The sequence below is a fragment of the Paraburkholderia terrae genome (genome assembly GCF_002902925.1).
Taxonomy (GTDB): Bacteria; Pseudomonadota; Gammaproteobacteria; order Burkholderiales; family Burkholderiaceae; genus Paraburkholderia; species Paraburkholderia terrae.
Window position 1 is genome coordinate 592,793 of sequence record NZ_CP026112.1, and the last position, 13,829, is coordinate 606,621.

Annotated in this window: 13 protein-coding genes; 9 read left to right on the forward strand and 4 right to left on the reverse strand. The window is 63.0% G+C overall.

Features of this window, described 5'->3' with window-relative positions; translation table 11 throughout:
- Positions 1–502: 502 nt before the first annotated feature.
- Positions 503–943, reverse strand: a complete 441-nt coding sequence (locus C2L65_RS18805) for an RDD family protein (RefSeq protein ID WP_042304612.1) — start codon at positions 941–943, stop codon at positions 503–505.
- Between the two features lie 304 nt (positions 944–1,247).
- Between C2L65_RS18805 and ku the strand changes: the two genes are divergently transcribed.
- Together ku and C2L65_RS18815 are read left to right on the forward strand one after the other, a co-directional pair.
- On the forward strand, positions 1,248–2,183 hold the full coding sequence (ku, locus tag C2L65_RS18810; protein ID WP_042304759.1) for a non-homologous end joining protein Ku: 936 nt from the start codon (positions 1,248–1,250) through the stop codon (positions 2,181–2,183).
- A complete protein-coding gene (locus tag C2L65_RS18815) occupies positions 2,180–3,022 on the forward strand; it encodes a tetratricopeptide repeat protein (RefSeq protein WP_042304611.1) in 843 nt (280 codons plus the stop codon). The genes ku and C2L65_RS18815 overlap by 4 nt, the downstream gene beginning before the upstream one ends.
- 8 nt (positions 3,023–3,030) lie before the next feature.
- On the opposite strand, the gene C2L65_RS18820 is transcribed toward C2L65_RS18815, so the two are convergent.
- Together C2L65_RS18820 and C2L65_RS18825 are read right to left on the reverse strand one after the other, a co-directional pair.
- Positions 3,031–3,519: a PRC-barrel domain-containing protein gene (locus C2L65_RS18820; RefSeq protein ID WP_042304610.1), complete on the reverse strand. Its 489-nt coding sequence runs from the start codon at positions 3,517–3,519 to the stop codon at positions 3,031–3,033.
- A 202-nt stretch (positions 3,520–3,721) separates the two neighbouring features.
- Positions 3,722–4,033 (reverse strand): hypothetical protein, encoded by a 312-nt coding sequence (locus C2L65_RS18825; protein WP_042304609.1) that lies wholly within the window; start codon positions 4,031–4,033, stop codon positions 3,722–3,724.
- Between the two features lie 447 nt (positions 4,034–4,480).
- Here C2L65_RS18825 and C2L65_RS18830 point away from each other — a divergent pair, with 447 nt between their 5' ends.
- The 7 genes from C2L65_RS18830 (at position 4,481) to C2L65_RS18860 (ending at position 12,763) form a co-directional block, all read left to right on the forward strand.
- A complete protein-coding gene (locus C2L65_RS18830; RefSeq protein WP_042304608.1) occupies positions 4,481–5,320 on the forward strand; it encodes a MetQ/NlpA family ABC transporter substrate-binding protein in 840 nt (279 codons plus the stop codon).
- 76 nt (positions 5,321–5,396) lie between these two features.
- A complete protein-coding gene (locus tag C2L65_RS18835; RefSeq protein ID WP_042304607.1) occupies positions 5,397–6,566 on the forward strand; it encodes a methionine ABC transporter ATP-binding protein in 1,170 nt (389 codons plus the stop codon).
- Entirely contained in the window at positions 6,559–7,215 is a 657-nt protein-coding gene (locus C2L65_RS18840; protein ID WP_007580930.1) for a methionine ABC transporter permease, read from the forward strand. The genes C2L65_RS18835 and C2L65_RS18840 overlap by 8 nt, the downstream gene beginning before the upstream one ends.
- A 272-nt stretch (positions 7,216–7,487) precedes the next feature.
- A complete protein-coding gene (locus tag C2L65_RS18845) occupies positions 7,488–9,185 on the forward strand; it encodes an ABC transporter substrate-binding protein (RefSeq protein WP_042304606.1) in 1,698 nt (565 codons plus the stop codon).
- Position 9,186: 1 nt separating this feature from the next.
- Entirely contained in the window at positions 9,187–10,116 is a 930-nt protein-coding gene (locus C2L65_RS18850) for an ABC transporter permease (RefSeq protein ID WP_042304605.1), read from the forward strand.
- Positions 10,113–10,973, forward strand: coding sequence for an ABC transporter permease (locus C2L65_RS18855; RefSeq protein WP_052426771.1), 861 nt, complete (start codon positions 10,113–10,115; stop codon positions 10,971–10,973). Before C2L65_RS18850 ends, C2L65_RS18855 begins: the two co-directional genes overlap by 4 nt.
- Positions 10,970–12,763 carry a dipeptide ABC transporter ATP-binding protein gene (locus C2L65_RS18860; protein ID WP_042304604.1) on the forward strand — a complete coding sequence of 598 codons (1,794 nt, stop codon included), beginning with the start codon at positions 10,970–10,972 and terminating at the stop codon, positions 12,761–12,763. Before C2L65_RS18855 ends, C2L65_RS18860 begins: the two co-directional genes overlap by 4 nt.
- Before the next feature lie 14 nt (positions 12,764–12,777).
- On the opposite strand, the gene C2L65_RS18865 is transcribed toward C2L65_RS18860, so the two are convergent.
- Positions 12,778–13,806: a MerR family transcriptional regulator gene (locus C2L65_RS18865; RefSeq protein ID WP_042304603.1), complete on the reverse strand. Its 1,029-nt coding sequence runs from the start codon at positions 13,804–13,806 to the stop codon at positions 12,778–12,780.
- Positions 13,807–13,829 lie beyond the last annotated feature (23 nt).

The window sequence follows — 13,829 nt, forward strand, 5'->3', positions numbered from 1 at the left end:
AACGGGCGTCATGCCGGGCACATCCGTTGTGCTCCCGGTTGCCTTCCGGGACATATCGCCGGGAGTCCGGTTCCACGGGCTGGACACGGGCTCACCGTGATACGTCATCCCAGCCGTCGCCGCACCGTGAGCGCCGCCGCTGCCGTTTCCGCCGTTGCCGTTCCCTCCCGCATGCGCGATCGTTGCCGCGCATCCGCAAAGCGCGACGACAAAAGCTTGCGCCAACTGAACTTTCCACGTTGCGTGTTTCATGGCATGACTCCTGGGCGTGCCAGCGCATATTTCCGTGTCGCTGGATTCAATGTGCCGCTGAACAGGATGCTTGCATAGCGGCGAAGTGCAAGCGCTCGATACGTTCTGACCTCGTATACGGCGTGCAAAGCGCAACGGATGCAAAACGACTACTTACCCCGGCAAGGGAAATTGACTTGAGGACGTAGATCGGCGCGACAACGCAAAAGCCTCCCGCATTTGCCGTATCGCGCCGCGTCTTCCGGATGGCTCAAGTCCCGACGCGCTCGCGAATTTCATCCTCGACCACCGTCGTATTGGCCATCCGGTCATGCAAAGTCTGCTTCCGGTCGTTAAACAGCACCCATAGAAATCCGGCACCGCAAGTCGCGAATGTCAGGAGATATCCGAGTGTGCGCAGACCGGCTTGTCGCACGGTCATCGCGCGTCCGGTATCGGCATCCACGATCCGAAGACGCAACGCGCGTTTGCCGGGAGACGTGCCCCATACGGCCCACATGACACCCGTCAACAGGATGGGAAGGCATTGCCCGATGGCCAGCCAGAAAAGGATGGTCGCAGCGTAGGACTCGGGGGCCAGCAGGATGTCCTCTGTCGAGGGTCCGAGCGGGACGAGCAGCACGATGGCAGTCCACCAGATTGAATCGATCGTCAGCGCTGTTGCGCGCCGCGAGTAGGAGGCGTATCGCATTGGAAGGTGGTGTGGGGTCGAAACCGGGCTCGATACGCAAAGACTGTCGAGGTTGCCCGGGCATACTCGCCAGTATGCCGGAGTCCGCAAGACCTCTACCCGGCGGACCTGGCCTTATGCGCGTCCGCGCCATTGAAGGGGCGATTTGCAGGTTGGTCGTAGAATAGGCACATCAAGTGCTCAACTGCTCGACGAACGGGTGCGGCACGGTATCCAGTCAAGGCCGCGCCCAGCCGCCCGGGTCGACAAGCCGGATCTTCGTACGAGCCGTGCGACCGCATCCGGTGGCCACCAGGAGAATGTCATGACAGCGCGTTCAATCGCATCTCTCACGCTTTCCTTCGGGCTGGTCTCCATACCGGTGAAGCTGTATTCGGCGACCGAGACTGCATCTGGAGTCGGCTTCAATCTGCTGACGCCAGAGGGCGGCCGTGTGAAGCAACAGTACATTTCCGAGGCCACGGGCGAAGTCGTGGCACGGGTAGATATGAAGAAGGGATACGAGTTCGAGAAGGGCCAGTTTGTCGTCTTCGCACCGGAAGAGCTCAAAGCCCTGGAAGAAGGTGCGTCGCACGTTGTAGAAATTGTCTCTTTCGTCCCGGAAAAATCAGTCGACCCGCTCTATTACGACAAGGCCTACTTCATCGCACCCGACAAGCGCGGCGGCAAACCATACTGCCTTCTGCAGCAAGCCATGCGAGAAAGTGAACGCTGCGCATTGGCCAAATGGTCGTCCAAGGGCAAGACCCGTATCGTCCAGATACGGCCGGCCGATGAAGGCATGGTTTTTCAGCAGTTGTTGTTCGCAGACGAAGTGCGCGGACTGGCCGACTTGCACATCGAGCAAATCGCCGTGACCGATGCGGAGTTACAACTTGCGCTACAGATAATCGATCAGGTTTCAGAAGATGTTTATGACCCGTCGGCATACGAAGACGAGGAAAAGAAGCGGATTCTGGAAGCCATAGACCGGAAGATTGCCGGTAAGCAGATCGTGTCGCCAGAAGCGCCCGCCGAGGACTCGGGCGGTCAGGTAATCGACCTCATGGAGGCGCTTCGCGCGAGTCTCGGCGCCAACAAGACGAAGAAAGCCGGGCCAGCGAAGACGCCTGCGTCCAAGAAAGGGACGCCTGTCGACGTCGAGGTGCTTGCGAGCAAACCCCGTCGGCCCGCCAGGCGAGCCGCATCGACGCCCGAAGTCAAAGAAGCGCCGCCGGCAAAGGTTCGAGCCCGAAAGTGAGCAGCCGCAATCAATCACACGATTACTCGCTGCGCAGCCTTCAATCGTTGCTTGGCGTTTCGCGACGTGTGCTTTCCGGGCTAATCGCAGCCGGATTCGTGGAGCCTTCTCGCGGTCGGCGCAACGAGTTGCGCTTTACGTTTCAGGACGTCGTGGTTTTGCGCACAGCATTTCAGTTGCAAGCGGCGAAAATCACCTCCCGCAAGATTTTGCGCGCGCTTGCCAAGCTGAAGGCCGATCTTCCGGAAGAGCTTCCCCTTTCCGGCATTCGTATCACTGCCGTCGGTGACACCATAGCGGTCAAGACGGGGCAGTCCCAATGGGACGCGACGTCAGGGCAGCATCTGCTCGATTTCGAGGTCGCACCGCTTCGGGGCGACGTTGCCTTTCTTGACACTGCGCCCCGCACGCTGCGAAGCAGAGAGCAACAGGCCGAGGAATGGTTCGCCCTCGCAGAGCAACTCGCCGGCTCTGATGTGGTCGGCGCGGAGCAGGCGTACCGCAAGGTGCTCGAGTTAGCCGACGCACCGCACTACCACGCGTACACCAATCTCGGTGTGCTGCTTTGCGAGACTGAAACGCGCTGCGAAGAAGCGCTGTCCGTGTTCGAGCGCGCGCTAGAGCATTTTCCCGACGATGCGCTGCTGCATTTCAACCGCGCTGTCGCTCTGGAGGAGCTGAAACGCTACGGGTCGGCGATGGAAGGCTACGAGCGATGCCTCCAGCTCGACCCCGACCATGCCGACGCGCATTTCAACCTTGCCCGGCTCAGCGAGATACGCGGCGACCAGCAGGGGCTCTTGCGGCATCTCAGCGCGTATCGCAGGCTCATCGGTTGACCAGACAGTTACAGATTGCTGGACCGTTCCTCTACCGCATCGCGGGTGGCGTCCCAGTAAGGCTGTTGCCGGTAGTACTGGTGGACGGACGAACCCCATTGCGGGTCTGCCATCGAGGGCCAGTGGTCCTTGTCAAATCCGGGCGCGTTTTTGATTTCGTCTGCCATCAGGTTGACGAGGAAGACCTTTTCATCGACGTTCAGCGTCAGTGCGCTCCATGGAATGGCGTGAAGCGTTGTTCCCATGCCGAGAAAGCCGCCTTCCGATAGCACGGCATACGCAATCCGCCCGTCACGAACGTCGAGCATGATGTCCGAAATTTTGCCGACATGCTCGCCGTCGGCCGTTACGACTTTGGTTCCATCCAGTGTAGACGCAGCCATCACTTCAGGCCCGGGGCCGTCGCCGACGCCAATGCCGACAATACCCGCACCCTGGTCCGCCGATTGCGACTGGGACTGCGACTGCGACTGCGTGTTCGGGTCGAGTGGTGTCATGATTTTGCTCCTGATGGGTAGACTTCTTGTAGCGCAATGCGCATGCCCAGGCAGGATGCTGGCCGCCAGCAGACTCAAATCGGACGAAAACGCGGACGGCTCATTGGGCCACTACTTCAGCCCATAAGCGTTGACGGGAAAAGGAAACGGCCGGGCACCGTAGCCGGAGTGGGGTAGGTCGCCCGTGGCCGGGTGCTGTCAGTCAGCTACGCTTTCCTTTGAGGGTGAAGGGCGCCAACAGCGACTCGATGTCGAGTTGGTGTCCTTGAAGAAGCAGCAATCGCGCATGGAGCACGGTGTTTTCAAGGACGAGCTTTGCGGTGCTCAGCAGATATAAAGCATGAATATCGGAGACGGACATGTCAGTCTCCACGTTGTGGTGACGTTCAACGAGCGAACTGACGATGAGGCGCTTGAGTTCCTGCTCTCCAAACGGCAGGTCCGCATAGTCGATGGGATCTTCTGCTTCGACTTCTCCGAGCATGTCGACAAGCGTTTCGGTGCTCACTTCCATGAGTCCTCCCCGGGACGAAGGTCAAGGTCGGCGTGGCCAACAAACGTCATCCTGCGCTCACAGATTACTCATTCAATTAAATGTAGTCCAGCGGTGGCGATGACGGTTGAATGTCAAATCGAGACCAGAGCTTGAAGAAGAGCCCCGTCGACCGACACCTCACATATCGCGTTTCGCGATTTCCATTTGCTAATCGCTTGGTAGACCGCTTTTCTGCGCCCCTCTATGATCGTTTGACCTCATTTGGAGAGAGGCAATGATTCATCCCATGACCCGTCCCGTTTCCCACTGTCGGCGCTGATCCAGCGCGGCGGCCGTCCGCACGCGGCGCCCATCGTCGGCGGACACACAGTCTTCCCGAGCACTGCGATCCCATCCGGGCGTGACCCAACACGCCCGTATTCGCACGCGCCCGGAACCGGAACATCCCATTGTCGAGAGTAGAGCATGAGTCAATTTTTGTCCGCATTAAAGCGTGTCCTCTTTGCGCGGAACAGGCCGGCAATCCACGCCATCCTCGCTGCGTTCGTGTTCAATACCGCTCCCGCATTTGCCGCCGACACGCCGACCCTGAAGATCGGCACGGCAACCAGCCCGCAAATCGAAGCGTTGAAAATCGCGGCTCAGGAGGCCAAACAGCAAGGCCTCGACGTCAAGATCATCGAGTTCACGGACTGGAACACACCGAACGCCGCACTCGCCAACAAGGACATCGACGTCAACTATTTCCAGCACATTCCCTTCTTGGAAAACGCGAAGAAGCAGGGCGGCTACGATTTCGTGCCGATCGCGCCTGGCACGATCATGAAGATCGGTTTGTATTCGAAGAAGGTCAAGCGCTTTGAAGATCTGAAGGACGGTGCGACGGTTGCGATTGCGAACGACCCTGTCAACGGCGGTCGCGGACTGTTGCTGCTGCAACGCGCCGGACTCATCAAGCTGAAGCCGGGTGTCGACTATCGCGCGACCACACTGGATATCGTCGATAACCCGAAGCATCTGAAGATCGTTGCGCTCGAAGCGTCACAGTTGGCGCGCTCGCTCGACGACGTCGACCTCGCGCAGGGCTATCCGAGCTTCATCAAGCTCGCGGGCACGACCGACCCAAATAGCGCATTGCTTTTCGACGGCCTCGAAAACAAGAACTTCGCCATTCAATGGGTGGTGCGTCCGGAAAGCGTCAACGACCCCCGCATCCGCAAGTTCATTTCGATCTATCAGCATTCGCCCGCCGTGCGCGCAGCGCTCGACAAGGCGTTCGGCAACCTGTACGCCGTTGCCTGGTGATGCGATGTTCGTTGCGGGCCGCGCGTGCGTGCCCGTGTACTCGCGTGAACCAGCCGCCTGAAAAGGAACCGACGACATGACCCATCTGCTCGACGTAGCGGGTTTCATCGAAGAGAGCCCGGGACTTGCCATCAAGCCGGCGCCGCGGGACGACACCGCGCCCGCCGTCGTCTTCGACGATGCAGGCAAGGTATTTTCCACAGCACACGGCGAGCCTTCAATCGCGTTGGCGAACGTGCGGCTGGATGTCCGACGTGGCGAGATATTCGGCATCATCGGCCGCAGCGGCGCGGGCAAATCGACGTTGCTGCGTCTGGTCAATGGACTCGAAAAGCCGACGTCGGGCGCGGTGCGCGTACACGGCGTGAGCGTCGGCGAACTCGACGAGCGCGGGCTCGTTGCGTTGCGGCGGCGCATCGGCATGGTTTTCCAGCACTTCAATCTGTTGTCGGCGAAAACGGTGTACGACAACATCGCGTTGCCGCTCAGGATCGCGGGCGTGCCCAAAGCAGCCATCGAGAAGAAAGTCGCTGCCCTGCTCGAACTCGTCGGCTTGTCGGCCAAGCGCAATGCGTATCCGGCGAGTCTTTCGGGCGGGCAGAAGCAGCGCGTCGGCATTGCACGCGCGCTGGTACACGATCCCGACATTCTGCTGTGCGACGAAGCGACCTCCGCGCTCGACCCGGAAACGACGCAGTCCGTTCTCGCGCTGCTGCGCGATATCAACCGGCGTCTCGGCCTCACGATCATCCTCATCACTCACGAGATGGCCGTGATACGCGAAGTGTGCGATACCGTCGCCGTGATCGAACAGGGTGCCGTCGTCGAAACGGGTGCAGTGTGGCGCGTGTTCGGCGCGCCGAAGCACGCTGCGACGCGCGCGCTGTTGCGCACGCTGGTACACGACCTTCCGGACGATCTCGCCGCCCGCCTCAAGCCCGCGAGCGATGATGCATTGCCACGCGATGCCACCGATGTTCTGCTCGACGTGTACTACACGGGCGCCAACGGTCACGATCCGGATCTCACGGCGCTGAGCGCGGCGTTGACCGTGGACGGCGGCCGCGTGAGCTTTGTACACGGCGGCATCGATCGCATTCAGGGTCATGCGCAGGGCCGTCTCGTGGTGGCCGCGCAATTGTCCGGGCCCGGGCGCGAAGCAGGCGCGTTCGCGAGCCGTATCGCCGCATTGATCGAGCGTGCGCGGCGACACGCAGATCACGTGGAGGTACTCGGCTATGTCTGAGCTTTGGCTTTCGGAACTCACGGGCGCGATTCGCGACACGGTGCTGATGGTCGGCATTTCGGCGTTCGTCGCGCTGATCGTCGGCATTCCGCTCGCGCTGGTGCTGGTCACGACCACGCGCGGCGGCATCTACGAACGGCGCGCGGTGAACTCGACACTCGGCGCGCTCGTCAATGCATTTCGCTCGACGCCCTTCATCATTCTGCTCGTCGCGCTGTTGCCGCTCACGCGCGTTCTGGTTGGCACGACGATCGGCGTATGGGCTGCGATCGTGCCGCTCTCCATCGCGGCGATTCCGTTCTTTGCGCGCGTCGCGGAAGTGAGCCTGCGCGAGGTGGATCGCGGTCTCATCGAAGCAGCACAAGCGATGGGCGCGCAGCGCCGCCACATCATCTGGCACGTGCTGCTGCCGGAAGCATTGCCGGGCATTCTGGGCGGATTCACGATCACGGTCGTCGCGATGATCGGCTCGTCGGCGATGGCGGGCGCCGTCGGCGCGGGCGGGCTCGGCGATCTGGCGATCCGCTATGGCTACCAGCGTTTCGACACGACCGTGATGGTGACGGTCATCGTGTTGCTGATCGCGATCGTCACGGCCGTGCAGTTTGCGGGCGACCGCCTGGTTCGTCGTCTTGCGCAACGCGTGTGAAACATTGCCTACGTACGCCAGCCTGGTTCGCCGGAGATGAAAGGTTAGGATATCTTGCGCTTTGCAATCGAGTGACGCTGCTAAGCGAGTGGCTATTCTCATGAAACAGAGAACATCGCGGACATAGGCGCCGCGATATTGGCGTAAATCATCACCAAAGCGAGTGCGCTTTTCACATTGCGTACGCGTCAGATATCGTTAGCAGGATTGATTCGTTGGAGAACGCGAAAGTCTTTAATTACGCTGTGGGATTAATCTCCCAACTTCTCCCGATGATTCACGACGCTTCTACCCGCGCACGCGCATTCAACCCGAAGAAAACCACTTTCGTATTGCTCGGCACGCTGGCTGCCGGCGCTATGCTCGCATTGAGCGGCTGCAGCAAGTCGGACGCCGACACGACAACACAACGCGCGCAGTCATCGAAGCCTGTCGCGGGCGGCACGCTGACATGGGGCGTGACGACCGAGCCGGCGTGTTTCGATCCACACCGCGCTTCACAGCAGAACGCCTTCTGGGTCATCCGCAACTACATCGATTCGCTGATCAGCAAAAAGACGGACGGCACCTACGCGCCATGGCTCGCGAAATCGTGGACCGTGGCCGACGACGGCAAGAGCTACACGTTCAACTTGCGCGACGACGTGCATTTCACCGATGGCACGCCCTTCGATGCGAACGCCGTGAAAGCCAACTTCGATTACATCCTGAAGAACGTCAGTACGACGTCGGCATCGGCTTCATTGCTGGTGCATTTTGATCACGTCGAGGTGGTGTCGCCGTATGTCGCGCGTCTCGTGATGAAACAGCCGGATTCCACGACACTGGAATCGCTGTCGAGCGTGAAGCTCGGCTTCATCTCGCCCAAGTCGCTCGCCGAAAACAAGGATCTGTGCGGCGGCGGCCCCGGCATCGTCGGCACGGGGCCGTTCGTGTTCGGTGCTTACCAGCGCGGACAATCGGCGACCTTCACCCGCAACGCCGACTACAAGTGGGCGCCGGGAAATGCGCAGCATCAGGGCGCGGCATGGCTGGAGCAAGTGACCTATCGCTTTCTTCCCGAGGCTGCCGTGCGCACGGGCGCGCTCAGTTCGGGACAGGTCGACCTGATCGAAGGCGTGCAGCCGACGGACGCCGCCGTGTTCGACAAGGTTGACGGCTTCCAGTATCTGACGGGACCGTCCGCGACGACTTCGTTCACGCTGAACATCAACTACACGGTGCCGCCCGCCAGCGACGTCAACGTGCGTCGTGCGCTGCGCGATGGCTTCGATCTCGATGCGATCGTCAAGAGCGTCTATCTCGGCACGGTGCAGCGCGCATGGTCGAACATCGGGCCCGACAACCCCGACTACAACGCTGACCTCAAGCATTCGTGGGGCAACGACGTCAAGCAGGCCAACCGTCTGCTGGACGAAGCAGGGTGGACGAAGCGCGACAGCGAGGGCTTTCGCACGAAGGACGGCAAGCGGCTGTCGATCGAAGTCGGCTACCCGCAACCCTATGTGCGCGACAGCCGCGACGTGCTGATCCGTGCTATCCAGTCGGCGCTGCGGCAAAACATCGGCCTCGATCTCGGGCTGCGCATCACCACGGCGGGTGACTTCGCGAACCAGAAGGCGACGGGCAACTGGACCATCTACCCGAACACCGACAATCCGTCGGATGTCGCGATGGAGCTGTGGGACATGCTGGGCGACCAGGGCTTCCTCTACAACGCGATCAAAACGCCCGACCAGAGCATCGTCGATACGATCAACCGGGCGCGGCTGCTTCCCATCGGCGACGAGCGCCGCAAACTGCTCGCGTTCGTGCAGAAGCGCGCGGTCGACGAAGCGTTCATCGTGCCGCTCTTCGCACCCGCCTATCACCTCGCCGCGAAGTCGACGGTTCATGGCGTGGGCTTCGAGCCGCAACTCGACGGCCCGGCGAGTGCGTACGACATCTGGGTCGACAGGCAGGGAGGCTGACGTGCTGAAGCAGATCGTCACACGCGTCTTGACGGGCGTACTGGTGATGTGGCTCGCGGCGACCACGGCGTTTCTCGCGATCCACGCGCTGCCGGGCCGGATCGAAGACGTGCTGGCGGGCGACCTCGCGTATCCGGGCCTGCGCGAGGCGATCGCCGCGCAGTGGGGCCTCGATCATAGTCTGCCGTGGCAATACGGAGAGTTTCTGCTGCGCCTCGCGCGCGGCGATCTCGGCACGTCGTTCGTCATGCAGCAGCCGGTGCTCGCCGTGCTCGGCAGCCAGTTGTGGCCGACCATCCAGCTCGCGTGCGCAGCGGGCTTGCTCGCCATCGTTCTCGCGTTGCTCGTCGCGACCTCGACGGCGGGTGTCGTTGCGGGGCGCGGCGCCTGGGCGAGCCGCGTCGCGTCGGCGCTGGAATTGCTGTTCACGTCGTCGCCCGTGTTCTGGCTCGGGCTGTTGCTGCTGATCGTGTTCTCGTTTCACTGGCGGCTGTTTCCGGTGTCGGGCGCGGCCGGCTGGCGCTCGCTAGTGCTGCCTGCCATCACGCTCGCACTGCCGACGGCGGGCGTGCTGTCGCAGGTCATGCGCGACGCGCTGGAGTCCGTGTTCGAGCGGCCCTTCGTGACGACGGTGAGGGCGCGCGGCGTCTCCGAACTCGCGCTGCGCACGCGGCATGTGTTGCGCCATGCGTTATTGCCCGTCGTCACGCTGGGCGGCTGGCTGATCGGCGGTCTGCTGGGCGGCGCGGTGATCACCGAGAAGATGTTCGGCCGTCCCGGCATCGGCAGCGTGACGCTGACGGCGGTGACGTCGCAGGACGTGCCCGTCGTGCTCGCCGTCGTGCTGCTGGCCGCCTTCGTACATGTCGCGATCTCGACGCTGCTCGACGTGCTGTATCTGTTCATCGATCCCAGGCTGCGTGCATCATGAGCGAACTCTCATCTCTTGCCGTTGGACAGCAGCGTTGGTCACTGCTTGCGAAGCGGCTGCCCGCAGCCGTGCTGGTGTCGGCTGCGTTTCTCGTCGCGCTCGCTTTCGCGATGGCCTTTCCGCGTGTCGTCACGCCTTACGATCCGCTCGTCAGCGATGTCGCGCACGCGATGCAGGCGCCCGGCGCCGGGCACTGGTTCGGGACGGATCGCATCGGCCGCGACGTGTTTGCGCGCGTCGTCTATGGCGCGCGCTATTCGCTGCTGATCGGCCTTGCCAGCATGATCGTCAGTCTGCTGATCGGTCTCGTGGTCGGCATGACGGCGGGGCTCGGGCGGCGTGCCGTCGACGAGAGCGCGTCGCGCGTATTCGACGTGCTGTCGGCGTTTCCCCCTGTTCTGCTGTCGCTGTTCGTCGTGACCTTTCTCGGCCAGGGCATCGTCAACATCGCGGTGGCCGTCGGCATTGCGGGCATTCCGAAGTTCGGGCGCGTGCTGCGCGCGCAGACGCTGGTGGTGCGCCGCGCCGATTACGTGACGCATGCCGTCGTCTGGGGCCTGTCGCGCCGCCAGGTTTTTCTGCGCCACATCCTGCCGAACGTGCTGGCGGCCGTGCCCGTCATCGCGACCATCGATATCGGCAGCGCGATCATCGCCGTCTCCGGTCTCAGCTTTCTCGGTCTCGGCCCGCAGCCGCCGACGCCCGAATGGGGCGTGATGCTCGCCGAAGGCCGCGACGTGCTGCGCGTCGCGTGGTGGCCGAGTGTGTTTCCCGGCATGGCGATCACGCTGACGGTGGTCGCGTTTTCCGTGATCGGCAAACATCTGTCCCGCGTCTATGGAGTCAAAGCGCGATGAAGAACGATTTCTCCACCGCGCGCACGCTCGTCGACGTGCGCGGACTCGAGATCGGTTTTGCGGATGCGAACGACGGCCAGCCCTTGGTGCGAGGCGTCGATCTGACGATTCGCGCGGGCGAATGCGTGGCGCTGGTCGGCGAGTCGGGCTCGGGGAAGAGTCTGACGGCGCGCAGCCTGATCGGCCTTGCCGGCCACGGCGCGCGAATCGCGGCGCGGCAGTTCGTGATCGACGGACGACACGCATTGCAGTTCCGCGAACGCGACTGGCGCAGCGTACGCGGCGGGTTCGCTGGCCTCGTGATGCAGGACGCGCTGGTGTCGCTCGATCCGTTGCGCACGGTCGGCGCCGAGATCGAAGAGACGCTTGCGCTGCACACGCCGTCGGGCTCGCGCAAGGCACGCCGGGCGCGCGTCTACGACACGATGCGCGACGTCGGCATGCCGGAGCCGGAGCGCCGCGCGCAGCAGTATGCGCATGAGTTGTCAGGTGGCTTGCGGCAGCGGGCGTTGATCGCGTCGGCGATCGTCGCGGGCCCGGCGCTCGTGATCGCCGACGAGCCGACCACCGCGCTCGACGTGACCGTGCAGGCCCAGATCCTCGACGTGCTCGCCGCGCGCCTGCGCGAGGGCGTCGGCATGCTGCTGGTCTCTCACGATCTGGCCGTCGTGGCGGAGGTGGCGGACCGCGTGCTGGTCATGCATCGCGGCGAGGTCGTCGAAAGCGGCGCGACGCTCGACGTGCTGACGAATCCGGCACATGCCTACACGCGCCGGCTGATCGCCGCTCAGCCGTCCGCGCATTCGCGCGGGCAGCGGCTGACGTCGGCGCGTCTCGATGCGGGCGCGCACAGTGCGCCGCAGGGGCGTGCCGATGTCGCGTCGCTGATCGTGCGCGACCCGTTGCCGCCACGGCAAGGCGCTGCGCGCGAGACGCTGTTGCAGGTTGTGGCGCTTGGCAAGCGCTATGGGCGGCGAGGCGCGCGCAAAGAGACAGCGGGCGGCGGAGCCGACACGGGCGATTTCGTTGCGCTCGACGACGTGTCGTTCGACGTGCAGCGCGGCGAAGTGGTCGGCATCGTCGGCGAATCGGGTTCGGGCAAGAGCACCTGCGCGAAGCTCGTGTTGGGACTCGCGACGCCGTCGGCGGGCCATGTGCGCTTTCTCGGCACGCAGTGGAACGGCGAGGGTGTGCGCGAACCGGCGCGCCGCGCGCTGCGCTCGAAGCTGCAGTACATTCCGCAAGACCCGCTCAGTTCGTTCGATCCACGATACTGCGTGCGGCAATTGCTCGACGAAGCGTTGTCGGCGTCGGGCCTGGGCACGCAGCAGGTGCGGGACCGTAGCGTCGAACTGCTCGAACAGGTCGGGCTCGATGCGCGTTATCTCGAACGGCGGCCGCTATCGCTGTCGGGCGGGCAGCGGCAGCGTGTGGCGATTGCTCGCGCGATTGCACCGCAGCCGGCGCTGATCGTCTGCGACGAGCCCGTGTCGGCGCTCGATGTGTACGTGCAGGCGCAGGTGCTCGATCTGCTCGGCACGTTGCAGGCTGAGCTGGGTTTGTCGCTGCTGTTCATTTCGCACGATCTCGACGTGATCCGGCATGTCAGCGATCGCGTGCTCGTGTTCAAGGACGGACGCGTTGTCGAAGCGGGTGACGCGCAGCGTCTCTTCGTCGCGCCACGTCACGCTTACACGCGCTTGCTGATGTCGTCCGCTCCGTCGTTGCGGCGCGCGAAGGAGGAGGGCGCCGCCGGGTACACGCGTGAGGTCGAACCGCTTGCGGGATAAGCTACGGGCGAAGGTCACGCTGTTTCCGGACTGCGCGCGACTCTCGCACGCACCTCAGGCGATGCCAGGCAAGTGGCGACAGCTTCGTAGCCCGGCGCACCCGGGTAAGGTGCCACGCGCGTGGGCGGACTGTGATTAGCGGGGCAAAGAATGATGGCTTCGTCGGGTCCGACTAACGCGAGATCCAGGATCGCCGACGAGCGGGTCAGCAGGAAGACGGGGCGTCGCGATGTTTTCGCGCGATGGCGCAGATAGGTGATCAGCGCTTCCTGGGTGGATTGATCGAGATCCTGTTCGATCATATCGACGATCAGCGGATGAAGCGCTTCACCTTCCAGCGTGACGAGCAAAGCGATCAGCGCGTTGGAAGCGCCCACGCTTGCGCCTTCATCGACGAGCCACGCCAACGCCTGATCGACGCGCGACTTGAGGTCGGGATCGGCGTTCAGCAACGCAACCGCCGAGGCGCCTTCATCGTCGAGCCGGTCGAGACCGAGGAACACCGCGCCTTCCAGCGTTTGCGCGAGACGCCGCGCGAGCCGTGTCTTCCCGCTTCCCAGCGATCCGATGATGTAGTTCACGGGGCGAATGTCCCGCAACTCGAACCATTCCGCGCCCCAAGGCCACGGCAGTTCGAAACCGACACTCGGGCCGGTCCGATCGAGCAGCCCGGCCAGTTCTCCGCCGCCCGGTAACTGGCCTTGCGCGAGATCGGACTGGAGTCTTCGCACCTTGTCGATCCTCGCAACCAGTTCGCGAACCTGATTTCCCAGTGCGGTTTCGTGCGCCGCCAATGCGGCGCCCAAACCTCGAGGATCGCCATCCAGAACGCGGGCCACTTCGGCAAGGCTGAGACCGAGCGCGCGCAGGCCGACGACTTCGGTGGCACGGGCCATATCGCTGTCACGGTACGACCGATATCCCGCTGCCGTTCGGACCGGACGCAGCAACCCTTGCTGTTCGTAAAGCCGTAACGCCTTGACGGATACGCCGAGTCTTCTGGCTGCCTCTGACGCGGTCAGACAGCGGGTGGAAGAAGTCATCAGTCACCTCTCTGTTAGTTGAC

Excerpts from the sequence above, each read along its gene's own strand:
- C2L65_RS18805 (WP_042304612.1), bottom strand. The coding sequence starts at position 943 with ATGCGATACGCCTCCTACTCGCGGCGCGCAACAGCGCTGACGATCGAT.
- ku (WP_042304759.1), top strand. The coding sequence starts at position 1,248 with ATGACAGCGCGTTCAATCGCATCTCTCACGCTTTCCTTCGGGCTGGTC.
- C2L65_RS18820 (WP_042304610.1), bottom strand. The coding sequence starts at position 3,519 with ATGACACCACTCGACCCGAACACGCAGTCGCAGTCGCAGTCCCAGTCG.
- C2L65_RS18825 (WP_042304609.1), bottom strand. The coding sequence starts at position 4,033 with ATGGAAGTGAGCACCGAAACGCTTGTCGACATGCTCGGAGAAGTCGAA.
- C2L65_RS18830 (WP_042304608.1), top strand. The coding sequence starts at position 4,481 with ATGAGTCAATTTTTGTCCGCATTAAAGCGTGTCCTCTTTGCGCGGAAC.
- C2L65_RS18835 (WP_042304607.1), top strand. The coding sequence starts at position 5,397 with ATGACCCATCTGCTCGACGTAGCGGGTTTCATCGAAGAGAGCCCGGGA.
- C2L65_RS18840 (WP_007580930.1), top strand. The coding sequence starts at position 6,559 with ATGTCTGAGCTTTGGCTTTCGGAACTCACGGGCGCGATTCGCGACACG.
- C2L65_RS18845 (WP_042304606.1), top strand. The coding sequence starts at position 7,488 with ATGATTCACGACGCTTCTACCCGCGCACGCGCATTCAACCCGAAGAAA.
- C2L65_RS18855 (WP_052426771.1), top strand. The coding sequence starts at position 10,113 with ATGAGCGAACTCTCATCTCTTGCCGTTGGACAGCAGCGTTGGTCACTG.
- C2L65_RS18860 (WP_042304604.1), top strand. The coding sequence starts at position 10,970 with ATGAAGAACGATTTCTCCACCGCGCGCACGCTCGTCGACGTGCGCGGA.
- C2L65_RS18865 (WP_042304603.1), bottom strand. The coding sequence starts at position 13,806 with ATGACTTCTTCCACCCGCTGTCTGACCGCGTCAGAGGCAGCCAGAAGA.